The sequence below is a fragment of the Candidatus Saccharimonadaceae bacterium ML1 genome, from assembly GCA_030253535.1.
GTDB lineage: Bacteria > Patescibacteriota > Saccharimonadia > Saccharimonadales > Saccharimonadaceae > Saccharimonas > Saccharimonas epibionticum.
This window is the reverse complement of record CP124550.1, coordinates 79,292-102,005: the sequence shown is the minus strand read 5'-3', so window position 1 is coordinate 102,005 and position 22,714 is coordinate 79,292. Positions and strand designations below refer to the sequence as shown.

The 22,714-nt window shown below is 47.4% G+C and carries 21 protein-coding genes, 2 tRNA genes and 1 pseudogene; 5 read left to right on the top strand and 19 right to left on the bottom strand.

Translation table 11 applies throughout. From position 1 onward, the window contains the following. Window positions 1–14: 14 nt before the first annotated feature. The 9 genes from SEML1_RS00505 to pnp form a co-directional block, all read right to left on the bottom strand. Window positions 15–1,811, bottom strand: coding sequence for a serine hydrolase (locus tag SEML1_RS00505; protein WP_376754114.1), 1,797 nt, complete (start codon window positions 1,809–1,811; stop codon window positions 15–17). A 13-nt stretch (window positions 1,812–1,824) separates the two neighbouring features. After that, complete coding sequence (gene efp / locus SEML1_RS00500; protein WP_376754113.1) at window positions 1,825–2,385, bottom strand: elongation factor P; 561 nt, start codon at window positions 2,383–2,385, stop codon at window positions 1,825–1,827. Window positions 2,386–2,464: 79 nt separating this feature from the next. Beyond that, on the bottom strand, window positions 2,465–2,665 hold the full coding sequence (rpsR, locus tag SEML1_RS00495; protein ID WP_376754112.1) for a 30S ribosomal protein S18: 201 nt from the start codon (window positions 2,663–2,665) through the stop codon (window positions 2,465–2,467). Window positions 2,666–2,677: 12 nt separating this feature from the next. After that, window positions 2,678–3,133, bottom strand: a complete 456-nt coding sequence (locus tag SEML1_RS00490; protein WP_376754111.1) for a single-stranded DNA-binding protein — start codon at window positions 3,131–3,133, stop codon at window positions 2,678–2,680. Between the two features lie 25 nt (window positions 3,134–3,158). Then, on the bottom strand, window positions 3,159–3,518 hold the full coding sequence (gene rpsF, locus SEML1_RS00485) for a 30S ribosomal protein S6 (RefSeq protein ID WP_376754110.1): 360 nt from the start codon (window positions 3,516–3,518) through the stop codon (window positions 3,159–3,161). A gap of 100 nt (window positions 3,519–3,618) precedes the next feature. Continuing rightward, window positions 3,619–5,844: an FtsK/SpoIIIE family DNA translocase gene (locus SEML1_RS00480; protein WP_376754109.1), complete on the bottom strand. Its 2,226-nt coding sequence runs from the start codon at window positions 5,842–5,844 to the stop codon at window positions 3,619–3,621. A 91-nt stretch (window positions 5,845–5,935) separates the two neighbouring features. Then, entirely contained in the window at window positions 5,936–8,050 is a 2,115-nt protein-coding gene (locus SEML1_RS00475) for a ribonuclease J (protein ID WP_376754108.1), read from the bottom strand. Between the two features lie 217 nt (window positions 8,051–8,267). Then, the gene (locus tag SEML1_RS00470) at window positions 8,268–9,158 is read right to left on the bottom strand and encodes a hypothetical protein (protein ID WP_376754107.1); all 891 of its coding nucleotides are present in this window, start codon (window positions 9,156–9,158) and stop codon (window positions 8,268–8,270) included. A gap of 43 nt (window positions 9,159–9,201) precedes the next feature. Next, on the bottom strand, window positions 9,202–11,322 hold the full coding sequence (gene pnp / locus SEML1_RS00465) for a polyribonucleotide nucleotidyltransferase (RefSeq protein WP_376754106.1): 2,121 nt from the start codon (window positions 11,320–11,322) through the stop codon (window positions 9,202–9,204). Window positions 11,323–11,533: 211 nt separating this feature from the next. On the opposite strand from pnp, the gene SEML1_RS00460 reads away from it, so the two are divergent. After that, on the top strand, window positions 11,534–12,013 hold the full coding sequence (locus SEML1_RS00460; protein WP_376754105.1) for an NUDIX domain-containing protein: 480 nt from the start codon (window positions 11,534–11,536) through the stop codon (window positions 12,011–12,013). Window positions 12,014–12,068: 55 nt separating this feature from the next. On the opposite strand, the pseudogene SEML1_RS00455 reads toward SEML1_RS00460, so the two are convergent. Together SEML1_RS00455 and SEML1_RS00450 are read right to left on the bottom strand one after the other, a co-directional pair. Further along, a pseudogene (locus tag SEML1_RS00455) lies at window positions 12,069–12,626 on the bottom strand (GNAT family N-acetyltransferase); the annotation flags it as partial. A 36-nt stretch (window positions 12,627–12,662) separates the two neighbouring features. Further along, window positions 12,663–12,821, bottom strand: a complete 159-nt coding sequence (locus tag SEML1_RS00450; protein ID WP_376754104.1) for a hypothetical protein — start codon at window positions 12,819–12,821, stop codon at window positions 12,663–12,665. An 80-nt stretch (window positions 12,822–12,901) separates the two neighbouring features. Between SEML1_RS00450 and SEML1_RS00445 the strand changes: the two genes are divergently transcribed. The 4 genes from SEML1_RS00445 to SEML1_RS00430 all read left to right on the top strand — a co-directional run bounded on the left by SEML1_RS00445 (window position 12,902) and on the right by SEML1_RS00430 (window position 14,716). Further along, window positions 12,902–12,994 (top strand) — tRNA-Ser (locus SEML1_RS00445). Between the two features lie 88 nt (window positions 12,995–13,082). Beyond that, window positions 13,083–13,964 carry a hypothetical protein gene (locus SEML1_RS00440; protein WP_376754103.1) on the top strand — a complete coding sequence of 294 codons (882 nt, stop codon included), beginning with the start codon at window positions 13,083–13,085 and terminating at the stop codon, window positions 13,962–13,964. 54 nt (window positions 13,965–14,018) lie between these two features. Further along, window positions 14,019–14,095: transfer RNA gene (locus tag SEML1_RS00435), tRNA-Arg, on the top strand. A gap of 156 nt (window positions 14,096–14,251) precedes the next feature. Further along, window positions 14,252–14,716, top strand: coding sequence for a hypothetical protein (locus tag SEML1_RS00430; protein WP_376754102.1), 465 nt, complete (start codon window positions 14,252–14,254; stop codon window positions 14,714–14,716). A 133-nt stretch (window positions 14,717–14,849) separates the two neighbouring features. Here the strand turns inward: SEML1_RS00430 and SEML1_RS00425 are convergent, their stop codons facing one another. The 8 genes from SEML1_RS00425 to SEML1_RS00390 form a co-directional block, all read right to left on the bottom strand. Further along, window positions 14,850–16,259, bottom strand: a complete 1,410-nt coding sequence (locus tag SEML1_RS00425; protein ID WP_376754101.1) for an LCP family protein — start codon at window positions 16,257–16,259, stop codon at window positions 14,850–14,852. A 2-nt stretch (window positions 16,260–16,261) separates the two neighbouring features. Further along, window positions 16,262–16,711 (bottom strand): VanZ family protein, encoded by a 450-nt coding sequence (locus tag SEML1_RS00420; protein WP_376754100.1) that lies wholly within the window; start codon window positions 16,709–16,711, stop codon window positions 16,262–16,264. A 52-nt stretch (window positions 16,712–16,763) separates the two neighbouring features. Further along, a complete protein-coding gene (locus SEML1_RS00415; protein ID WP_376754099.1) occupies window positions 16,764–17,375 on the bottom strand; it encodes an NYN domain-containing protein in 612 nt (203 codons plus the stop codon). A 103-nt stretch (window positions 17,376–17,478) separates the two neighbouring features. Beyond that, window positions 17,479–18,915: a lipopolysaccharide biosynthesis protein gene (locus SEML1_RS00410; RefSeq protein ID WP_376754098.1), complete on the bottom strand. Its 1,437-nt coding sequence runs from the start codon at window positions 18,913–18,915 to the stop codon at window positions 17,479–17,481. Window positions 18,916–18,918: 3 nt separating this feature from the next. Continuing rightward, the gene (locus tag SEML1_RS00405) at window positions 18,919–19,728 is read right to left on the bottom strand and encodes a glycosyltransferase (RefSeq protein WP_376754097.1); all 810 of its coding nucleotides are present in this window, start codon (window positions 19,726–19,728) and stop codon (window positions 18,919–18,921) included. Beyond that, window positions 19,721–20,983 carry a hypothetical protein gene (locus SEML1_RS00400; RefSeq protein WP_376754096.1) on the bottom strand — a complete coding sequence of 421 codons (1,263 nt, stop codon included), beginning with the start codon at window positions 20,981–20,983 and terminating at the stop codon, window positions 19,721–19,723. The genes SEML1_RS00405 and SEML1_RS00400 overlap by 8 nt, the downstream gene beginning before the upstream one ends. Then, window positions 20,980–22,086, bottom strand: a complete 1,107-nt coding sequence (locus SEML1_RS00395) for a glycosyltransferase family 4 protein (protein WP_376754095.1) — start codon at window positions 22,084–22,086, stop codon at window positions 20,980–20,982. Before SEML1_RS00395 ends, SEML1_RS00400 begins: the two co-directional genes overlap by 4 nt. 11 nt (window positions 22,087–22,097) lie before the next feature. Then, entirely contained in the window at window positions 22,098–22,712 is a 615-nt protein-coding gene (locus SEML1_RS00390) for a sugar transferase (protein ID WP_376754094.1), read from the bottom strand. Window positions 22,713–22,714: the final 2 nt, after the last annotated feature.

Here is a 22,714-nt window from a genome sequence, read left to right as displayed (position 1 = left end):
CCTCATTATACCAATCACGGATACATAATCCGTTCAATGTCGCGCGTCATCGCAGCAATAGCGCCATACGATTGCCCGCGCGTTAAAATCGTCATCACATACGTACCGCGCGGATGATGTACGATCGCTGTATCATTGACATAATCCCACACAAATCCGACTTTATCCCACACCTTTCCTTTGCTGCCCGCCGGAATACCGTAGCGGTATGGATGGCGGCTCAGCGAGCTCAGCAGCCGCTCGCGCTGCGCACCGCCAATAAGCGTACCGCGCTCAAGACCAATCATATAGTTCGTCAGGTCGCGCGCTGATGTATGCGCCGCCTCTGGGTGCGTGAATGTCGTCGCCGTGCTAAAGCCGCGGTTATACAAATAGTTATTCAAGTTCGTACGCCCAAATTGGTTCAACCACTCTTCGGCGCAGGGATTTGTGCTTGCAATCGTCATGCGGTCAAAGCACGCGTTCGTCGTCGTGCCGAGAATTGGCGTATTCCAATCGCGCTTGCCTTCGTTCATCTCTTTGAATAGATACAGCGCCACATATAATTTATATGTACTGCCGCTCACGACACTCTCAGTATCGCGCGCACCAAGCGACCATTTTTCGCCGTCAAGCTGCTGAATGCTAATCCATGTATTCCAACGGGCCTTTTTATCAATGTATGCCTGCAAACCATCACGCGTCGTCGTATAGTCGCCGCTATATGCAACCTTCGGTTGAATCTCAACCATATCAGCAACGAACGGCGAATGTCCTGTATGCTGCAGCAGGTATTTTGTAAGCGTCTCAATGAGCGGCGGCGCATTGACGCCCAAACCAGTTTCGCCTATCTCGCGATGTATTTCGCGGCCATTCTGCAGCTGAATTTTCGTCACGCCAGCGACACGCCCAGCACGCACCGTCACAACATCCGCGAGGTACGCTTGGAGCTTCGTGTCGTCAATCCGCAGCGTCGTCTTACCTGATGCGTCTGTCCCAAGCATCAGCCATTGCGCTTTTTCTTCCCGCGACGGCGTAAACGTAATGTTGTTCGCTTGAATTTGGAGCGGTAATGCAAGCGCACGCTCCGCCTGCGCGCGAACATCAGCCAGCGCTGCCGCGGTTTTCTCCGGTTGCTGCACCGTCCCAGCTACCATAATTGTTGGCGTACCGTTATAGGCAACCACAGCCGAACGTACCGCCGCTTGCACCTGCTCCGCGCTCACTTGCACACCCAGCGAATCATGCTTCGCGACCAATTGTCCGTTCTCAATTGATAGCTCGGCGTTTTCTGGCGGGCGCGTTAGCTCCGCGCTCAGCGTTTGGCTAAATTCGCGTAGCGGCGCGTCAGAAATTTGCAGATCCCACTCACGCACCGCTGGCAATTGCCACAGTATTGATCCCGGCACGAACCGCAGCCAAAACGGATATTCCATAAGCTTTGCCACCATATCGGTCGATTTTGGCTCTACGCCAACGCTTGCTAACGTACATTCTTTCGACGTCGTATTTTCGCTTGAGAACCTTACATACGCCGTCGCAAACCGGTTGTTGACGCGGCCCTGCAGCTCCAGGTCAGTCTGCCAGCCAACCATCTGATCGCCTAGCCGGACAAACGGCAACGCGCGATCAATCGGATACATCATCTGTCCAATAATTGTACTCGCTACAAGCAAAAACACCGTCCACACCATCACACGGTGGCGTTTTTTCTCGGGCATGAGCGAATAATAGTGCCGGCTAAAATGCTCTTTCGTTTTCGCCGCGCGCCGCCGAAGCGTAGTTAAACGGTGCTTTGACGCATGTGCTGTTTGTTTCGGCTTCGTCGCCATGCTCTTTAGTATACTACTTTTTGCGCTCGCGGTATTCGCCCGTTGTCGTGTCAATTGAGATTACATCGCCAACTTTAATAAACGCTGGCACTTTCACGACAGCGCCCGTTTCAAGCGTCGCATCTTTCAAGACGCTTGAGGTCGTGTCGCCTTTAACAACATCTTCGGTATAAGTCACTTCCAGATACAGATTTTTTGGCAACTCAACAGTAATAACGCGCTCGCCGAAAAATTGCAGCGCTAACTCGTCGCCTTCTTTCAAATATTGTTTTGCATCGCCCACAACGTCTGCCGGCAACTCAAATTGCTCAAAACTTTCTGGATCCATGAAGAAAAACGCCGATCCATCATTATATAAATACTGCACTGGGCGGCTTGCCACCTCGGCCGGTTCAATTTTTTCCTGTCCCTTAAATGTTTTAGGAATCACCGCCCCTGTGATTAAATTCTTTAATTTCACGTTCACGATTGAGCCGCCGCGCCCCATAACTTTTTGGTTATATTCCGTAACACGGTACGGCTGCCCGTCAATTTGGCAAACGACACCTTTTTTCAAATCGGTTGGTTGATACATAACGCCTCCTTTGTTTATCCTGTAGAAATACTCGCCAGCGCACGATCAGCATAACCATGCGCTGAAAAATTTTCCACCGTTACCCTTGCGATACGAACGGCATCAGCGCCAAATGGCGCGCACGTTTTATCTCGCGTGCTAGCTGCCGCTGTTGCTTGGCGGTCAAGCCGGTTTTGCCAATCGGCTCAATCTGACCGTACGGGTCAATAAACCGCAACAGTGTTTTTACATCTTTGTAATCAAACGCGACAGGCACGTCCTTGCGTAACCGCTTTGTCATACTGAAAACTCCTTAGAATGGGATCTCGCTGAGGTCAATCGGCTTATCGTCGATATCCTCAATCACGACATCTTGTGATTTGCTATTGGTTGATTGATTGCTGCTTGGCGCGCTGGGCGACGAATTATCGCTGCGTCCGCTGCCGACAAAATTGAAATCTTCGACAACGACTTCAACCGCTGAACGCTTATTACCGTCCTTATCTTGGTAACTACGCTGATCCAAGCGGCCGCTCACGAGCAGCGGCGAACCTTTATGCACATATTGCGCGATAATGTCGCCAACTTTGCCCCACGCCACACAGTTAATAAAACTGGTCTGATCTTGCTGCTGACCGTCCTGCCCGCGCCAGCTGCGGCTAATAGCAAGGCTGAAGTTTGCTACACTTTGCCCGCTCGCCGTCGTGCGCACCTCAACATCGCGTGTCAGGTTGCCCATGAGTATTACTTTATTAAACCCCTTTGCCATAAGACCTCCTCCTTATGGTTTACTATTACGCTTCCGAATCACTGCTCGCTTCGCCGCGTTCTTCAGCGCGCTTTTTTGCTTCCGCGAGTGCGGTACGCGCTTTTTCGTCGACTTTCACGAGCAGATAGCGAATCACGTCATCGCTAATATTAAGCGCATTGCTGATTTTCAGCGGCGCCGCGGCTGGCAATTCGACATTCAACAGCACATAGACGGCGAAATCTTCGCCTTTAATTTTATATGCGAGGCGTTTTTTACCCCAATTATCTTCCGACAGCAGCTTGCCGCCATTGTCGGACACAAGCTTTTTGACCACGCCTAAACTCTTATCAAGCTCCGCCTCGCGATCAGGACGAATTAACACGGTCAATTCGTACTCTTTCATACGTTATTACCTCCTTTGGTATCCGTACGGATGGTTGCGCTATCGCACGCAACCTTAGGTTTAATATCAGGGTAATTATAGCAACTTCGCGCGTAATTGTCTAGGCGCCATTATCAAGCTCATCGACGCTGCTGATGAGCACTTCACGCGGACGCGAACCGTCCGCCGGTCCGATAATTCCTTGCTCCTCCATCTCTTCAATAATACGCGCCGCCCGCGAATAGCCAATGCGCAATTTGCGCTGCAACAAACTTGTCGATGCTTTACGCATTTGCACAACGACATTCACCGCATCGCGGAACATATCGTCGCCGCCCTCGTTGCCAAAATCCATCACCACACCGCCTTTGCCGTTAAGCTGCACCGGCTGGCTGATAATTTCATTGTTATACTGCGGCGCCGACTGCATGCGCAAATGATCAGTAATTTTATTCACCTCGTTGTCCATCACCCACGCGCCCTGTATGCGCTTCGGCTTCGGCATGCTAGCAGTTTTCATGAGCATGTCGCCTTGCCCCAGCAACTTCTCTGCGCCTGCTTGGTCTAAAATTGTAATACTATCCGTCTGACTCGCCACAGTAAAGGCGATGCGCGCCGGCACGTTCGCTTTAATAAGTCCGGTGATTACATCCACGCTCGGACGCTGCGTTGCTAACACCAAGTGTATGCCTACTGCACGCGCTTTCTGCGCGATCCGCACGATCAGTGCTTCAACGTCACGCTTCGCGATCATCATTAAGTCCGCCATCTCGTCAATCACGATCACGATATACGGCATCTTGCCGCCGTCAACTTGCTGCACGTTGCCTGCCTCATCTTGAACGCCGATTTTCTTGCCCTTCGACTCAACCTTCTGATTATATGTCTTGATATCGCGCACGCGTTCGTCTGCGAGGAGCGTGTAGCGGCGCTCCATTTCATTCACAGCCCATTTTAGCGCGCTTACCGTCTTTTCCGGCTCGACGATCACCGGCGTTAACAAATGTGGAATGTCTTGATAAGGCGCCATTTCGACCTGTTTCGGGTCAACAAGGATGAGTTTTAGATCGCTTGGTGCGTTTCGGTATAGCAAGCTGCACAACAGCGTATTAATCATTACCGACTTACCGCTACCCGTTTGCCCCGCCACTAATAGGTGCGGCATTTTATTAAGCTCACCAACAAACGGCTGCCCCGAAATGTCTTTGCCAATAGCAATGCTGAGCGGTGCTTTACTCTTACGCCACTCGCTGCTGTTTAGAATGCCGTAGAGGCGCACATCAGCCGCTTTTTTGTTTGGAACTTCAATACCGACAGCCTTCTTACCTGGAATTGGCGCTTCCATGCGCAAACTTGACGCTGCTAGATTCAACGCAATGTTTGTCTCAAGCGCTGTAATGCGATTTAGCTTAATGCCAGCAGGCGGTCGCAGCATGTATTGCGTCACCTTCGGACCAATATTTGCGCCCTCCATTTCGACGTCAATGTTAAACTCATGTAGCGTATCCTGAATAATACCCGCGTTTTGCTTGATATCGCCCACATCAGCGGGCGATTGGCTCTTTTCAAGCAAATCAAGGCTCGGAAACTGCCAGTTCGGATCGCTCACCGCAAGCATCGCGGCTTTTTCTTCCGGCTCATCTTTCTTTTCACGAGTGCGCAACGCCGCGAGCTTCGACTTCTTCTTATCCGCCTCGGTCATCGTAGGGACGCCTTCGTTGAGTTTGAATTCGCTCATCTCTTTCGGCTTGGCAGCTTTGCGCATTATCTCAACATTTGCTTCATTTTCCACCTTTTCCCTGCTTGACATTATCGCCGTTTTGAAAAACTGCAGCACATTATCAAATGACAGTTGGAATATGAATGTCGTCGTGAACACAAGCAGCAAGATGTATATAAAGATCCCGACGGGCGCGCTCACGAGCGACAACATCAACGAGTTCATACTGTCGCCCAGCAAACCGCCGCCCGACGGACGATTGCCTTGCTTCGCCATCAGCAACCCGCACATACCGCTGCACCATACAACCGCAAGCAGCGACGTAAACTTCACACTAAACGGCAGCCTATTATCTTCAGCGCGAAACGTTTCCACCGCAATGAAGACTGCAACGATCGGCACAACATACACCGCCCAGCCAATCATATCTTGCAGCGTATGCTGCAGCCAATCCAACACCGGACCGCCCGCGCCAAACCACGACACAATAATCAGCACCGCACACGCCATGAGCAGTACTGCCGCTGCCTGCTGCCAATAGCCCGCCGGCAGCTCATGCTGCGGCGCCGAAACCTTTACTGATTTGCGGCGCGCTGCCGCGCGTTTGGTTGATTTCTTTTTTGCCATAACTTATATAGTATACGCTGATTCCGTTCGTTTTTATATGGTTACGCTTATATTGTAGCATAAATTACTACAATATGCAATAGTTTCATCACTAGTACGACCGGCTATCTGGTCGTTCGCGCGGCACGACAGTTTCGGTGTCGGGTACTTGTTTGCGCGGAAATTTCCGTTTCGACGGCGCGGGCATAAGCGGCTGTTTTGCTGTACGCGCATTCGTCTGCGGGCGCTGCGCAATCGTTTTATTCACGCCAACTTCATTGATAACCGGAATCACTATCGGTGTACGGCGCGTCTGGTCGTAGAGAATGTGCGTAATTTCGTCGCGAACTTCTTTTTTAATGACCTCAATGTCATATCGCCCAGCAAAACTACGCGACGCCTTCTGCTTAAGATACTGGCGAATCATGCCCATCAACTCTTCATTATCACGCAAATAAATAAACCCGCGGCTAATAATATCTGGGCTCGTAAGCAGTCGTCCTGTACCGCGCTGCACTGTTAGCACGACGACAAACATACCCTCTTGGCTCATATGAATGCGGTCTTTTAACACGACTTCGCTCACGATTTCCCCTGCATCATCATACATAACGCCGCCAGCATGAATACGCCCGATTTTCTTTGCGCCATTCGGGGTGATTTCAATAATATCGCCCGGGTCGCACACAAAGATATGATCGCGCGGAATACTGCACTCTTTTTCTGCCAACTCTGCATTGTGCACTAACATATGAAATTCGCCGTGATTCGGAATATAATACGTTGGCTTCACTGCGTTGATAACCCGCACGTGATCATCATAATATCCATGCCCTGACAAGTGTAGCGGCCCGACGCCCGTAAGGTGCGTCTTGCCGTTCTGAATGATCTCGCCGCCCTCGCGCATCAGTCCGTCAACGGTACGCACGACATATTTTTCGTTACCTGGAATCGGGTTTGAACTAAAGACGACAACATCCGAGCCCTTGATCTTTACATATTTATGCGCGCCCGTCGCCATACGGTTGAGCACCGCGTTGAATTCGCCCTGGCTGCCTGTACAGATAATTGTCACTTTATTATCCGACAATTTAATAATATCTTCCATTTTGACGACCGTATCCTTTGGCACCTTGATCACGCCCGTGCGCAGTGCTACTTCAAGGTTCTGAATCATACTAAAGCCGGCAAAGGACACTTTACGTCCATGCCGCTGCGCTTCATCCAAAATTAACTGGATACGATGCAGCTGACTCGAAAAACTGCTAATGATAATGCGTGAGCCCGCCCACTTATCCATCACTTCGCCGATACTATGCTGGATATCAAACTCACCATGCGTGTGCGTACCTGCCGACTCGCAGTTTGTCGACTCATTCAGGAATGCCAAAAAGCCTTCGTTTCTCGCGATTTCTTGAATACGGTCAAAGTCAAACTTCTTGCCATCTACCGGGTTCTCTTCAATGCGCCAGTCGCCGCTGCTTAAGATGTTACCGACTGGCGTGCGCACCACGACCGCCGCCGAATCAGGAATTGAGTGGTTTACGCGCACTAACTCCACGCTAAACGAGTCGCAAAGCTGAATAATGTCGTGGTTCTCCGGGTTCATTTCGTGGTACTCCGGTTCGTATGCACTATCAGTCTCTGCCATCGTGCGCTGCAACATGCCAATCGTAAATTTTGTGCTATATACTGGCGCAGGAATCTTCGGAATAAAATGCCGGAATGAACCAATATGATCTAAGTGTCCGTGTGTAAAAATATGCGCGCGGATACGGTGTTTATTCTCCTCAAGCCAGGTGATGTCCGGCGTAATGTAGTTAACGCCTGGGTAATCGCTGCCTGGAAACAAAAAACCCATGTCGATCACGATAATATCGTTATCGTATTCAATCGCGGTCATATTTTTGCCGATACCCATCTCGCCAACACCGCCGATCGGAATAATCTTCAGTGTTGGACGCGGCGCGCGCGGTTTTTTCGGCTGCATTGTCAGGCTAAATTGTTTGCCGCCATAGCCATTATATACAGACTTGTTCACCGGCACGTTAATCACATGTTGTGATGCTTGCGCTTGCACGCCCTCGCTCGTACGGCGTTGTGCTCGAAAAACTTCCCCTTTGCGTGTTGTCGTAGCGTCAAGTACGGTGTTATTGGTTTTTTTACGTTGTTGCGGACGCTTAGATGCGTCATCCGCCTGTGGTTTTGCGAGTCGCTGCTGACCCATAGATAGTACTCCTTTTGATTATCATAGTATAAAATTCAAAACTCAGAGTGCAGCGGCATTCATTATGCATAAAGAGAAACACCTACCGCTTGCTAACTATTTTTAGTATAACAAATCAGCGCTATAGAGTCAATTGTGCTTAAACAGCCACGTAAAATATCTCTGCAGATTGCCACCTGCAGAGACATTATGTTGTATAGCTGTATAAAAGCCCTTACTAGCGCTGGAATTGTTTGCGATTCAAAATACTCACTACGCTATTAAGTTCAGTACGGACTTCACCACGCTCACCAGATGCCCTCATGTTTAGCGCCCACTCATTCGCAATAGTATTAATCTTGCGATACGCAGCGCTGTACTCGCTATACGCGCTACTATCATAATGTCCTGAGCTGCGCATCGCAACGTATTTCTCAATAGCGCTTTCGTATGACTTCAGTGCTGCAGTAATATCTGTTACGAACTGCTTGTTGTATTGGTTCTTGATGTCGTTTTTCACACCATCAAGTTTCGTGCGCATCGTGCGAACAGGCGAAAGCGCGTCTTCTGACGATGACAAGCGGAGCAAGCTCGTGTCGAATGCTGGAGCGATCTTACTATACGCTTCAATAAGTCCATCAATCGCTTCGTTAAATGCCACTTGCTTACCTTTCAATTTTTCAAAGCGCTCTTTCACGTCGTTATCGCCTGTAATCGCCCGCATCTTCGACAACTTATCAATACCGTCATTGATCGCCTTACGCGTTTCACTCAGTGTCGCAGCTTTTGCCTGTGCTTGCGCAGTACTTTGTGACGACGCTGTTGAATAGTATGTAAATGCCGACGACGCCTTGTTATACGATTCCGTCACTTTATTTAGTTCTTGAGCTGCCGCCGCGTAATCTTTCGTGCTTGGCTTGCTTAAAACAACAAACGCCACGATAATCCCGACAATTAGCAGAATAAGTGCAATTACGCCGCTAATAATTCCGACGATCAAACCTGTCTTGTTGCCGCCGTTTGGACGAACCGGCGGCATGCCCATACCGGCAGGCGCCATCGCAGGCTGAAGCGGCGCAGCAGGCGCCGTTGGCTTCGGAGGCGTTGGTGGTGTTGGCTGTTTATTCATATCCCTATTTCCTCGCTTACATTGCTATAGAGTTTATTATACTCTACTGTTCGACATTTTTCATCGTTAAGCTTAAACGCCCGCGGTCATCAATATCCGTTAGCTTCACGCGTACGCGCTGCCCCTCTTTCAGCACGTCCGTTACCTTGCCGACGCGCTTATTTGATAGCTGTGAGATATGAAGCATGCCATCAACACCGGGCAAGATGTTGACGAACGCACCGAAATCTTTAATTGTAACGACTGTACCGCTATACGTTTTACCAACCTCTGGCTCCTCAACCAAACGCTTAATCCACGCAACCGCTTTCGCAATTGACTCGCCATCCGGGCTTGCCACCGTAATTAAGCCGTCTTCTTTAATATCAACCTCAGCGCCTGTCTCGGCAGTGATTTTATTAATCACCTCGCCGCCCTTACCAATAACCGCACCGATTTTTTCCGGATTGATCTTAAGTTTTTCAATGCGCGGCGCATACGGGCTGAGAGTTTCGCGCGGCGCTGGTAGAATACTTAGCATATGCTCCAAGATAAAGGCGCGCCCCGACTTTGACTGCTCAAGCGCTTGGCGCAGCACGTCAACCGGCAAACCGTGTACTTTCATATCCATCTGCAAGGCAGTGATGCCCTTGCTCGTACCAGTCACCTTAAAGTCCATATCGCCTGCAAAATCCTCGGCATCAGCAATATCGCTTAGCACATACGGCGTCTCGCCATCCATCATCAAACCCATTGCGATGCCGCTCACTGGCGCCGTCAGCGGCACGCCAGCGTCCATCAATGCGAGACAGCTTGAACACGTTGCCGCCATTGACGTTGAGCCGTTCTGCGACATAATTTCCGTTACGCTGCGAATCGCGTACGGAAAGTCCTCAACGCTCGGCAAAACCGCAGTAAGCGCACGTTCTGCCAGATAGCCATGTCCGATTTCGCGGCGCCCCGGGCTACCCATGCGCTTAACTTCACCGACAGTATAGCCTGGTGCATTGTAGTGGTGCATATAACGCCGTTCGTCGTCAGTCCGCTCCATTGTATCAACTAGCTGTGCGTAGCTAAGCGGCGCAAGCGTCACGATATTCATGCCTTGTGTCACACCGCGCGTAAACAGACTCGAACCATGGGCGCGCGGCAAAATGCCAACCTCGCTTGACAGCGGACGGATTTCTGTCAGTGCACGACCATCAGGGCGCATGCCATCTTCAACGATGCCACGACGCACGTCTTTATGCAGCGCCATCGTGAAGGCCTCGTCGTATTCATCGCGAACCTCATCGTAATCAACCTCATCGTCAAGGGCTTTTGCCATCTCCTCATGGAACTGCCAACGAATTTCGTTGACGACTTCATTACGCTCTGGGTACGGACGGCGGATTTTCTCGCCCAGCTTGCCGTCAACCCACGCGTCAGCCGTTGCCTGAACGGTTTCATTTGGCAACACTAGCTCGTATTCTTGTGCGGTAGGCGCGACTTTCTCCGCTAATTCTTTCTGTAATTGTATTGCCGGCTGCATCATCTGGTGCGCCCATGTCATCGCATCGACAATCACAGTTTCCGATACCTCTTTAGCACCTGCTTCCACCATTGTAATACCATGCTCAATGCCGGCGACCACTAAGTCTAAGTCACTCGCTGCACGCTCTTCTGGTGTTAAGAACGCTTTAAACTCGCCGTTCACGCGCCCAACACGCAGACCCACCACTGGTCCGTCAAATGGCGTGCCGGTTAGCATAAGTGCGCTTGACGCCGCAATCATTGCGATTACATCAGGACGGAATGCCGGATCCATGCTTAGCACCGTTGCTACCACCTGCACCTCCTGGCGATAGCCTTTCGGAAATAGCGGGCGAATCGGGCGATCAATCAACCGCCCGACCAGCACTGCATCGTCGCTCGGACGGCCTTCGCGCTTAATAAATCGGCTGCCTGATATCTTGCCGGCTGCATAAAATTTTTCTTCATAATCAATACTCAAAGGGAAATAATCCAGCGTCACTGGGCGCGAACCAACTTGCGCGCTGCCCAGCACCACCGTATCGCCGTAGCGCACCAACACGCTGCCCGTCGTACGAAAACCGACGCGGTTAACTTCTAGCGTGAGCGGACGGCCGCAAAAATCAGTCGTGACAGAGAAAATTTCTTTGCCGCTCGGGTTAATAATACTCATATTCAGAGCTCCTTTCTTGCAGCAGAAGAGTAACAGGTACAAACTTTACGCGATTTGCCTATTAGGCAAAGAGTAAAATTTATATCCATCACTTTCTGCTAATTATTGTACTCCTATTATACCGCACCCGCCGCGTATCTGCTACAATGAGTCGTAACGAATGAACATCTGTTCCTCTGGTTATCATCACTAAAAAAACCAAGGAGAATCTATGGAATACTACACCGGACGGCGCGTTAATGTGCGCGCTATCATTTACAAAAATGGTAAACTACTTGCCGTTAAGCACAAGCACGGCGAGGATATATCGCACTATTACGCTGTGCCCGGCGGCGGACTTGATCCGCACGAATCGCTAGTCGACGGATTAGCACGCGAGCTGCGCGAAGAAACAGGCATAAACGCCGTCATTGGCAATCTATTATTTATTCAGCAATTCCCATCCGCGCACGCCGGCTACGCCGAAGAGTTAGAATTTTTCTTTACCGTCAAAAACCCTGATGACTTCACTAATATTGACCTCGAAACCACCAGCCACGGCGCTGAAGAACTCGCCGTGTGCGAATTCGTCGATCCTGCTAGTGTCACGCTCTATCCCGAGTTTTTGCAGTCAATTGATCTTGTGGATTATATCAATAACGACCGTCCAGCACTTGTTATTGATAATTTGCATGAAATACATAAAAACTAGCAAAGCCCTCTTTCCGCCGGCATTTTAAGGTACGCGTGCTAATACAGCCGCAAACTTATACTAATTCAACGTTTTCCCGCGCCCACTCTAACGCCGCCTCGGTTCTCTTACGCGCCTCCAGGCTTTTTTGAGTTGGACGGTCGCTGCCCCACCACTGCCGCCATGCCCAGTCTGCCGGATTAAGACACTCTAAACAGTCCATATGGACGAGCGCGCCATTAATGAACGTCTCATTGCGTTCAGTGTAGACAAGCGTGTAGCCGCTGCGTTCCAGTGCTTTTCGGCTGCCGCCATTTGGCTGTAGCACTGCCGATTTTATACGATGCAGCCCCAATTGTTCAAACGCGAAATATGTTCGCGCTTTGTGACACGCACTCGCGATTCCCCTGCTCCAGTAGCTTGCATCACAGATCACTGAACCACTAACCGCCTGGCGAATATGTTTACGAAGCTCCATATCCGTCAATGCGCTATTGCCGATAAGCCGGCGCTCATTATCTTCAACCACCCAGATCCCCCACACGCGCGAGGTCCTGTCCTTAATCATCTTGTCATACCACTCTTCCTCAGTTTCTTTCGTCTGCACGCGGTTTGTCACATATTGAATAACTGAGTGATGTGCAAAACCATCCGCAAACGTCGTCGCCTCTTAGCGCGTAAACGGTGCAAGCTCTAGCTTCAGTCCAGATTCGGTCGTTAACTTCATGATTGGTCCAAATGCCATACAGTCGCTCCTTTCACTCGCTTCTCTTTCAAAGTATACACGACTAATCAGCAACGGACTAGGCGCCTCGGCACAAGCAGTCATGCAAACACCACTACAACGCATTCACTCTAGGCAACAGCCTAAGATTATGCTACACTAGTGAAGTATTTTGTTTTGCAAATGGAGGAGTACCCAAGTGGCTGAAGGGGACGGTTTGCTAAATCGTTAGTGTGGGGAGACCTGCAGCGGGAGTTCGAATCTCCCCTCCTCCGCCAGGAGCAAGAGAATGACCTAAGTCAGGTCATTTTTTGATGTGATAGCCGTGGGTATACGAATCAAACCTGCTCATGGTACAATGAAGATATGCAAGACCAAGAGCCGCAAACCCAAGATTGGCAGCAACCAGCGCAATCAACTGCACACGGAGCGTACCAGCCAATTCAAGATACGACACAGGCGACAAATACGGTACCGTCGTCCCAAACACTGCCGTCATCTGCTGGACCTGCGGCGGTGTCCGAAGTGTCTCCAGCGCCAATTCCATCCGCCGAGTCTCCCGCAGCGCCAGAAGAAATGCCAACGGTGGCAAATACGCCTCTATCAGAAACGCAAACAGCTTCACAGCCCATCATTTCCGAAGCATCCGCGGCTTCTCTGTCTTCTCCTGAATATTCCGAGCCTGCCGCTAGGGCAGTAGCGCAGCAAGCTACCGAATCACCCGCTCAAGAATCACCAGATCAGCCCGACACTACGGATGACATGACGGCTGACGGTCTTCCTGATGACGAGATTCTCATCCGTTGGCAGGCGCTTGAGTATATGCAGCACCAGCACGAGCCGATTTGGTATATCGGATTTGGCGCTACCGTGCTTATACTCATTGCGGTGGCAATTTTTGTATTCAAATCGCCAACATTTGCAGTACTCGTGCCGGTAATGGCGGTCGCATTAGCGTTATACGTTCGCCGCCCGCCCGCGACGATCGACTACACGGTGAGCCGCAAAGGAATTCACGTCAACGATCGATTATATACGTTTGATCAATTCAAGTCGTTCAGTGTCGTGAGGCAGGAAACGACGAATCATGTTGTGCTTATACCGCGTAAACGCTTTCAGCTAGGACAAAATATCTATTTCCCAACTGAAATCGGTGAAAAACTTGTCGATATGTTGGCGGCACGTTTGCCAATGAAGGAGACAAGCCCGGACATTATTGATAAACTACTCGCAAAACTCCGTTTGTAATGCCGAGCCCCTCTTGCATACCTGCCGGTATCGTGCTATGATTTAAGGTGGTATGCACCCGTAGCTCAGCTGGATAGAGCGTTTGCTTGCGGAGCAAGAGGTCGTACGTTCGAATCGTATCGGGTGTACCACGATTTCGTCATACAAACCCTGGACCTGAGAGTCTTTTTCCTGTAGCTCGCAGGATGACACTGGGCTCCCATCCGTCATGGATGGGAGTTTTTGAATACGCCACGCAAATTAACCTACTTCTTGCTCCACCCTCCTACCTATGATTAAATATAACCATGACGAACGAAGAACTCGCTACGCAAGTAAAAGATCTAACCGTTCAGGTTCAAGACCTCGCAAGTGCCGTTAAAACACTAGCTGAAACAATGAATGCTAAGTTTGAACAGATCGACAAGAGGTTTGAACAAATTGATGAACGTTTTAATCAGATAGATCAACGCTTCGAATCGATCGACACCCAACTCTCCGACATCCGTAAAGACCACAAGAACCTCACGGATACTGTGAAAGATATGGAACTACGTTTTGAAAAGAGCTTCGAAACATTGGAAGCAGGACAATTAACCATCCGCGCCGACATCACCGGTCTCCGTCATGACATCTTTATTGAAGAAGGCTCACGTGAAGAAGTAGACAACACAATCTCCAAAGAACAGAAACAAAACTACGAGTCACTTGATAAGCGCCTTCGCCTGGTTGAGGCGAAGTTTCCGGATTTAGCACGAGGATCGGCGGCGTAAATCTGTCGTAGCCTTGCTCTATGGGAATAGATTTACAGTAAACACCCCGCGCATTATCTCTGCGCATCATCTCTGGATGTCATAGTTGCCCAGTTGCTGGGGAGCGACTGCGGAGGTATGTCGCCCGAGACCTCTACGACTGCAAATACTCTCCAATCCGCTCTTTCGCCCGCTCTACCGACGCGCTGTCAGGAATCATCACGTACAGCGGCATCGCGCCCATGCTATACGTTTGGCGGGTTGCGCCTGCACCGTCAACGCTCATTGACTCAACGCGCCAACCCTTAAAATCATTAAGTTGCATTTTTATCAACGATGCAATCGTCTCCTGGCTCATGTTTGTTTGCAACGAACTTTGCAACGTCGACAAAATTGCGTTATATCGTGTCAGGTTGCGCGGCTCGCTCATCTTCGCGACGATCGCCTCAATTACCTTCTGCTGGTTACGTCCCCGCTGACGATCACCGTCACTAAAGCTATAGCGTTCGCGTGCAAACTCAAGCGTTCGCTTGCTATCAAGCGTATTTTTGCCCGCCTGGAACGAATGAAACGCATAATCAGAATCAACCGTAATGTCGCCCACGACATCAACCATCTTCACGAGCGACGTAAAGTTCAACCGCACATAGTATGGAATATCAACACCATACAGATCACCAAGCGTTTGCCGCGACATGTCAATACCGTAAATGCCCGCATGTGTCAACTTATCCGGCATACCTGCCACGCCGTGCAGCTGCACATAATAATCCCGCGGCGTGTTTACGAGCAGCATCGTCCGCTTCGCCGGATTCATCACCGCCAGCATATTCACATCGCTCCGCGACACCTCACCCACATCGCCATACGTATCAATGCCGCTGATGTACAGCACAAACGGCTTCGTTACGTCAGTTTTCGGCGCAGCCTGGCGATTATCATCCCGCACCTTATAAGTCGCAAGCGTCGCTACGCTGTCATAAAATTCACGGTAATTTTCTTGCAATACGCCCATATTCGCCGTTCGGATTGACGCCAATTCAACTGCTCCAGCATTGAGTTGTTCCGTCAGCGCCATCAAACTGTCATAGCTGCTCTGCGCCGCCGGCGTTACGCCGGCAAGTGCTTTCGCTGTTTTATCGTGCAGTGTGTCTGCCCCGACCATACCGACCGACCGAGCAGAATCAAGTACCACGCTGCGGTCTTTCTTCGCGATAACCGTGTATTCTACATAATTAACCTGCGGCGGCTGCACTGCGTTCAAAAACGAATTCACCGAGTGCCCGCTTTTGTACACGGCAACATTAACGGTGATCATCACCATGCCAATTACCATGAATAGCACACCGCGCCATACCGCTTTCGACCGGCGTATCAACTGCCACAACACAACGCCCGCCACCGCCGCATACAACGGCGCGATGATATATAAATACTTGTCGGGGATCACGCCCATCGCAAATAGGTTAATTCCTGCAGGGATCGCCGTCACAATGATACCCGCACCAACTAACCGCTGCAGCCACGCGAACAGCGACGTTTTCTGTTCTTTACTCACTTTCACTGCTAAATTTTATCACATTTTTGATTATTATGCAACTTACGGATCAATTTATATCCGCCGGCGATAACCACTGCGCCAGCACAGGCCGCCGCCGTATCAAGCAGCACGTCGCTCACCTGCCCGCTTCGCCCGCCGACAAGCAGCTGATGAGTTTCATCTGTCGCTGCATACGCGCACGCAACGCCAACCGCCCATAATACAGCACTACGCCAGCGTACATCATACGTGCGCACCAACAGGGTTAATAATATTCCCAGCACGAAATACAAAAACACATGCGCCGCCTTGCGCACCACCGTCTCGGAAAACGAGATATTTGTAATATATTGCACACTTCGCACCACGCGCTCGCTCTGCCCGCTCGACACTTCATGCCCAGCGCTCGAAAACCAAAAAATTAATATCATCCATGATATAACGAGCGCAAAAAGAATAATTCGTTTTTTGATCATATTTTTTGCCAAAACTGCCCTACAAATTATGTTTTATTTTAATGCACCAAGTTTACGAATTGATAAATTGTTTATTATTCAAAAACATAGCTTTTGTTATCACCCGCATAGAGCCTACTATTTTTTGAAATGAAAATATCTGCCCATCTTCATAACCAACGTAAACTAATCTTGTATTTAGTTTTTTTAGATATTCCAGAGCTGGTAACAGATCTGTGTCAGCGCTAATGAATATAATCTCCACATCAGAGTCATTCATACGCTCTTCAATCATTTTTACTGCCATACCAATATCAACACCCTTCTCTGTCAAGTTCGTACTTAGGTATTCACCAGCGTCTTCATCAAACACCTCCCTAGCCCGCAGGAATCCAATTTTTACAAAATCAATGCCCTGCTTCCTTAATAAATTACTAAATTCGGCATGCCGCTTCTTTATAGTATTTGCTTTTTCAATAATTTCAGGTCTATTAGAACGTACCTTTATTTTTGCACCAAACCAATAGATTTTATCAATTTTAACCCCAGCTAGTACCTCTTCTATGATGCCACGATAATTAAAGTTCTGTAGAAAATCGCGTCCGCCATCGCCGCATTCGCTCTTATTAAAATCTCTCAACTTATAGTTTAAGTTTTCGCCATCTACAAAAACAATCCTCTTCATATCCCCTCCTAAAATACCCGCGCGAGGCAAAGCACAAGCGCGGGGGTACAACTAAATTTTAACAAACTAATTAAAGCATGTCAACTGCAACATCACAGGGTATTTATATTCTTATTCTTCTGCGTAGCTTTGTAAATTCACGCCCTTTGCTCAGCACGCCTTTCCACAGCACCGCCACGACAGAGCGATTTAACGCAAGCGCCGCTGCGCCAACGATAACAACATTTACAATATTGCTAGCTAGCGTATTCATATAATACAGCGAGATCGCCGCCGCATACAACAACATCAACACTACAAACGTCTTCGCTTCATACCGAATTGTGATATATTTTTTCATATTGTAATGGCGATACGCTATTGTCACCAAAGATGCTGATATCATTGCCGCTGCAGGTGCAAATAGTCCAATGAAATGAACTCCTACAAGTGACGCTATTATACTCGCTACGGCTGCAATAACAGAGGTGATCATTACTTGTTTTGTCATCTTTTTTGCGATATATAACGCAACATAAAGACCGGCGATAGAATTAAAGAATGAACCGACAATAAGCGCAGGAATATACATATACGCCTCACGAAACGACGTGCCGACAAATAAGTTAAATACGATCGGCAGTCCAGCAATCATAACCAAGCCTAGCGACCCAAATAATTTTACGCTCGCATTCATCGTTTTTGAGAAAAACACATTACGGTCCGGACTATTGATGTGTACTGATGCCGATTCCGTCCATGACATATCAAAAAATGAAAATAATCCAGTCAGAATCCATGGGAATCGATACGCAGCCGCATAAATACCATTAGCAGATACTCCTAAATTTACTGAAATGATTGTACGATCAGCCACGTTGGTTACCCACCACGAAGCATTGTTTGGTATCAAGGGAATAGAGTAGCTAAGTAATTGTCTCATCAACTTTTTATCATGAATACGAAAATTTATATATCGGTATAATTTCTGTGATATAAACAAATATGTTGCACAAGCAATATTCGACAAAATAGTAGCGATTAGCATGCCCTGCACTCCGGACTTTAATACAACCACAAAATATACATTTGCTAAAATAGCAGTTACACCAGATGCCACACCGCCAACTGCGAACTTAAGATTATTGCCAAACCCACGAGTAATCTGTAAAAATACGTTTGATATTATAACAGCGACGACTACACCCAGCATATACAGGCTATACGGTATGTTTAAAAATGATTGAATAAATAGATAAACAAATACTGCGGCAAGTACTGTCAAAGATACAAATTTCAGTACAGACGATATGACCCTCTTTTGTTCTTTAGCGTTTCCACGAGCATCAATCAGAAAACGAAATACACCTGCCTCCAGCGATATTGTAATTATTGGAGCGAGCAAGGACACATACGTCATTATTAAATCGACAGTACCAAATTCAGCTGTCGCTAAATATGCCGTGTATAAAGGCAGTAAAAGAAACGTTAAAAACTGCGTTGAAATCCTACCAAACGCAATTATTAGTGTATTTTTTATGAGTATAGTTTGTTTTGACATAACTTATTTATTTCTTCTCACCACAATATTTTTTCTATATAACCGCACAAATTTAATAGGAAACAAACCAGAAAATATACTTTTAACTATAACAAAGTAGCAGAGGAAAGGGGCTTTTAGTTTCGGGTAGTAATGTAATCTTGCCCTAATCTCCCCTATGCGATTTTTCAACCTCCGTTTATCATAATCTTCTGGATTGACACGATACTTAAGTAAGATATCGTTAATAACATATAAACGATATCCTTTTAATAAAAGCTCACACCACAAAGCAAAATCTTCAGCTCGTTTATAATAGTCCACGTACCCCCCCACGTCCACTACGGCTGATTTTTTCATTATAACACTCGGGTGAACGAACGCATGTTCATATACTAGCTCTTTTGCAGTTTTTTCTCCGCATCTCCCCAACACGCCAATCTCTACATTATCTGTAAACTCAACAGCCCTACTGCCAACCACAGCAAATTCGGGATGTCGAGTGATATATGAATACAACTTTCTTATTCTCGCAGGCTTCGCGATATCGTCGGTGTCCATTCTTACCAGAAAATCTGCTTTTGCACTTTTTATTGCTCTATTAAGAGAATACTCTAGTCCCTTATTGCGTACATTTTTTATAATTTTTATACGCTTATCGTTAAAGTTTTTATTTATAGCGTCAAGATCGTTTTTCCCGCAATCGTCAACGATAATAAACTCAAAATCTTGAAAAGATTGTTCTAATATACTTTTAATTGAATTTTCAAGATCGCACCGCCTAGTGTTATATTCAGCCATAATCACCGAAACCTTTGGTGTTTTCTTACTCACAACGCACCTCCATCTTTTTATACCCGACCCTACCTTTCGTACTATTAACAGCTAGTCCCTCAATTGGCAAGTTATCTTTGCTTAGCGTAGGAGCAGCGATCACTCCCGTTAACACGATAAACATCCAGAAGAGCGCTTGTCTTTGATTTAGCAGCGTAAAGCTTTCTACTAATAATGCCAGAAGTGCAATTTTAGCATACATGGGGGCGCGCTTTGTACGTTGATACATCCATAAGAGGAGAATGCAACAAGGTACGATTCCGTAAACAAAAAGGACTTCAGGAAGCGTAGCATGAACTTCTATATCTGTTGCAGCTTTACTAAATCTATAGTATTCACCTTGGCCAGCACCAAATATCGCATACTGTGGGTAAAAATATAGTTTATCATACCCTCGGTCTTCCCAGAAAGTAAGATCGTTTGTCGTGCCTCCACTAGATACCTTGTTAGACACGCGTTCAACAAGCACTTGGTTTGACATCATCTTTTCTACAGACTCACCCCCTACGAGCAATCCTGCTGGTATAATTATAAGCATAAAAGTCACGACAAAGATTGCGAGAGCGTACATAGTTTTCTGGATAACAACATACCTAGTATGTCCAATCTGCAGCAGTTTATAACATAGGATAGCTGCAACGAATACGCCAAGACCCAGTACCATTCCGGTTGAGCCGCTTAAAAACACGAGAAACACCGTCAAGGCGAGTGACAGACCTGTGCGCAATGAATTGATATTAAGTGAACGATGAATCACATAAATGTAAAGGAATGCTATAAATACGAAAAATCCAAACTGATTCGGGTCATTCATTATCCCCATATACCGCACATCATCATACATTCTACCGGCACCAAGGAAAAATATTACCACCTGTAGCATGAGATGAGTTTCTAGTATTATTGATATCTTTACTAAAAACTGCCTGCTCTTACCCAGATATGAAAACAGCATTACTGCGATAAGGTTAAATACTAGGTACAGCAACGATAGTACAAAACTTACTTTACCTAAAGTCGAGAAATAGTACAGGTTTACGAGCGTAGCTAAAGCTGTGAATAGTATAAAAAGCTTATTTTCATGAAATATCTCTTTCATCAAGCCGTTTTTATTACGATTGAGAAACAGTAACGGAAGCGCGATGAGTGCTGATAGTATGAGAAAAATATCAGCAAATTGAATACCTCCCGAATCAAATATATAAAAAGGCTTTAGTACTAAAAAAATCAGAAACAATACTTTTGCATATTTCATACTTTATATATCTTCTGCATTTCAATCACAATATTATTCATATAGTATTTTTGTGCTTTTTTAGTACTATTTTTTGATAATTTCACTGCACTATTGCTATTATTAGTAACCGTAATGATTCTATTGGTCATCGCTTCTACATCATCAAAATCCACTAAGTAGCCATTTTCGCCCTCTTCAATGAGTTCAGTAGCACCTCGGCACTTCGTAGAGATTACCGGCAAACCTGCCGTCATCGCTTCCATAATATGTACTGGCAAGCCTTCGCGATAACTCGCCGATACCGATAAATCCGACGCCATCAGCAACTGCGGTATATCAGCTCTATAACCCAGCAAGTGAATATTATTTTGCCAACCCTTTTCCTTAATAAGCTTTGAGTGAAAACCGTTCATACTGTCTTGACCAGGCAGGAGTAGATGAATATGTGGATTTGCAGCGGTAAGTTTTTCCATCGCCATTATGAGCATGGTTTGGTTTTTATTTTTATTAAGCTCCGCTGGATAAATCATCACGAAATCGTTCGGCTTAAGTCCGAGCGACCGGCGCAAGTCATTGCGTTGTTTTTTCGTGAGGCGCGGCTTGAATCGTTCTGGATCTACCCCCACTCCAGGCACGTAGCGGACATCTGTCTTGAATGTACGTTTCGCCCGTTTATAATCCTCGTCGTTAATCGTGATGAGCGTATCGGTATGTCGTGCCATAAACCGTTCAACCGGATAATAAATTAGCCAATTCAGCAGTGGTGCACCTGTAAAAAAATGAAAACCATGAGCCGTATAGATAACGCGCGTTCCTCGGCTACGGGCACGTCGTGCCGCCAGGCGGGTCACTACGCTCCCGACAGGGGTGTGCGTATGAATAATATCGTAGTTTTCGCGGTCAATAATTTGTTTTAGCTGCTTGTATGCGCGAATATTGCTGATGGTGAACGGATTGCGCGTGAACGAGACAGTGAACGATTTGTCGGCATCTAAAATTTCTTCCTCGCCCATTGACGCGTAATGTACTTCCCAACCATCTTTACGCAACATGCGCATGAATGGGCGGTTGAATTTCTGGAAGTTCGCTACATGCGAAGTAAACAATATCTTATTACGCATAAATCGTTCCCCTAGTTTAGGCTTTGCTTTTTTAGCATATCCAATTCTTCATGAATTCCCTCTTTACCGAGTTCGCATGCCTCACGATTAAATAACATTTTGATAGTAACAAGAATGACTTTTATATCATTGCGAAAAGACACATTACGAACATACTCAAGATCGTAATTTATTTTCTCATAAATGTTCAAGTTATTGCGACCATATGCTTGAGCCAGTCCGGTAATTCCTGGTCGAACATCGTTACGGTGACGTTGCTTATCATTCATATGCTGATAATATGCTGGAATCCATGGACGCGGACCGATAAACGACATGTCGCCATGGATAACATTGATAAACTGCGGCAGCTCATCAAGCGAAGTTGCGCGGAGAATTTTACCAACTTTTGTTACTTTGTCGCCGCTTTTCATGTCGTTGACATCATTATCTTTTGCCATACTGCGAAACTTGCACATTGTAAACGTTTTGCCGTGCAACCCTGTTCGCTCTTGCCTGAAAAATACTGGACCGCGGCTTGTCAGTTTGACGATAATCGCCACAATGATAAATAGCGGACTTGAAAGAAATAGCAGAAAACTCGCCCCGATAAAATCTAAGGCTCTTTTTATAAAACGTGCGTACATAA

Bases quoted from the DNA above. Each gene is read 5' to 3' on its own strand.
- SEML1_RS00505 (WP_376754114.1), bottom strand. From the start codon at position 1,811: ATGGCGACGAAGCCGAAACAAACAGCACATGCGTCAAAGCACCGTTTA.
- efp (WP_376754113.1), bottom strand. From the start codon at position 2,385: ATGTATCAACCAACCGATTTGAAAAAAGGTGTCGTTTGCCAAATTGAC.
- rpsR (WP_376754112.1), bottom strand. From the start codon at position 2,665: ATGACAAAGCGGTTACGCAAGGACGTGCCTGTCGCGTTTGATTACAAA.
- SEML1_RS00490 (WP_376754111.1), bottom strand. From the start codon at position 3,133: ATGGCAAAGGGGTTTAATAAAGTAATACTCATGGGCAACCTGACACGC.
- rpsF (WP_376754110.1), bottom strand. From the start codon at position 3,518: ATGAAAGAGTACGAATTGACCGTGTTAATTCGTCCTGATCGCGAGGCG.
- SEML1_RS00480 (WP_376754109.1), bottom strand. From the start codon at position 5,844: ATGGCAAAAAAGAAATCAACCAAACGCGCGGCAGCGCGCCGCAAATCA.
- SEML1_RS00475 (WP_376754108.1), bottom strand. From the start codon at position 8,050: ATGGGTCAGCAGCGACTCGCAAAACCACAGGCGGATGACGCATCTAAG.
- SEML1_RS00470 (WP_376754107.1), bottom strand. From the start codon at position 9,158: ATGAATAAACAGCCAACACCACCAACGCCTCCGAAGCCAACGGCGCCT.
- pnp (WP_376754106.1), bottom strand. From the start codon at position 11,322: ATGAGTATTATTAACCCGAGCGGCAAAGAAATTTTCTCTGTCACGACT.
- SEML1_RS00460 (WP_376754105.1), top strand. From the start codon at position 11,534: ATGGAATACTACACCGGACGGCGCGTTAATGTGCGCGCTATCATTTAC.
- SEML1_RS00450 (WP_376754104.1), bottom strand. From the start codon at position 12,821: ATGACTGCTTGTGCCGAGGCGCCTAGTCCGTTGCTGATTAGTCGTGTA.
- SEML1_RS00440 (WP_376754103.1), top strand. From the start codon at position 13,083: ATGCAAGACCAAGAGCCGCAAACCCAAGATTGGCAGCAACCAGCGCAA.
- SEML1_RS00430 (WP_376754102.1), top strand. From the start codon at position 14,252: ATGACGAACGAAGAACTCGCTACGCAAGTAAAAGATCTAACCGTTCAG.
- SEML1_RS00420 (WP_376754100.1), bottom strand. From the start codon at position 16,711: ATGATCAAAAAACGAATTATTCTTTTTGCGCTCGTTATATCATGGATG.
- SEML1_RS00415 (WP_376754099.1), bottom strand. From the start codon at position 17,375: ATGAAGAGGATTGTTTTTGTAGATGGCGAAAACTTAAACTATAAGTTG.
- SEML1_RS00410 (WP_376754098.1), bottom strand. From the start codon at position 18,915: ATGTCAAAACAAACTATACTCATAAAAAATACACTAATAATTGCGTTT.
- SEML1_RS00400 (WP_376754096.1), bottom strand. From the start codon at position 20,983: ATGAAATATGCAAAAGTATTGTTTCTGATTTTTTTAGTACTAAAGCCT.
- SEML1_RS00395 (WP_376754095.1), bottom strand. From the start codon at position 22,086: ATGCGTAATAAGATATTGTTTACTTCGCATGTAGCGAACTTCCAGAAA.
- SEML1_RS00390 (WP_376754094.1), bottom strand. From the start codon at position 22,712: ATGTACGCACGTTTTATAAAAAGAGCCTTAGATTTTATCGGGGCGAGT.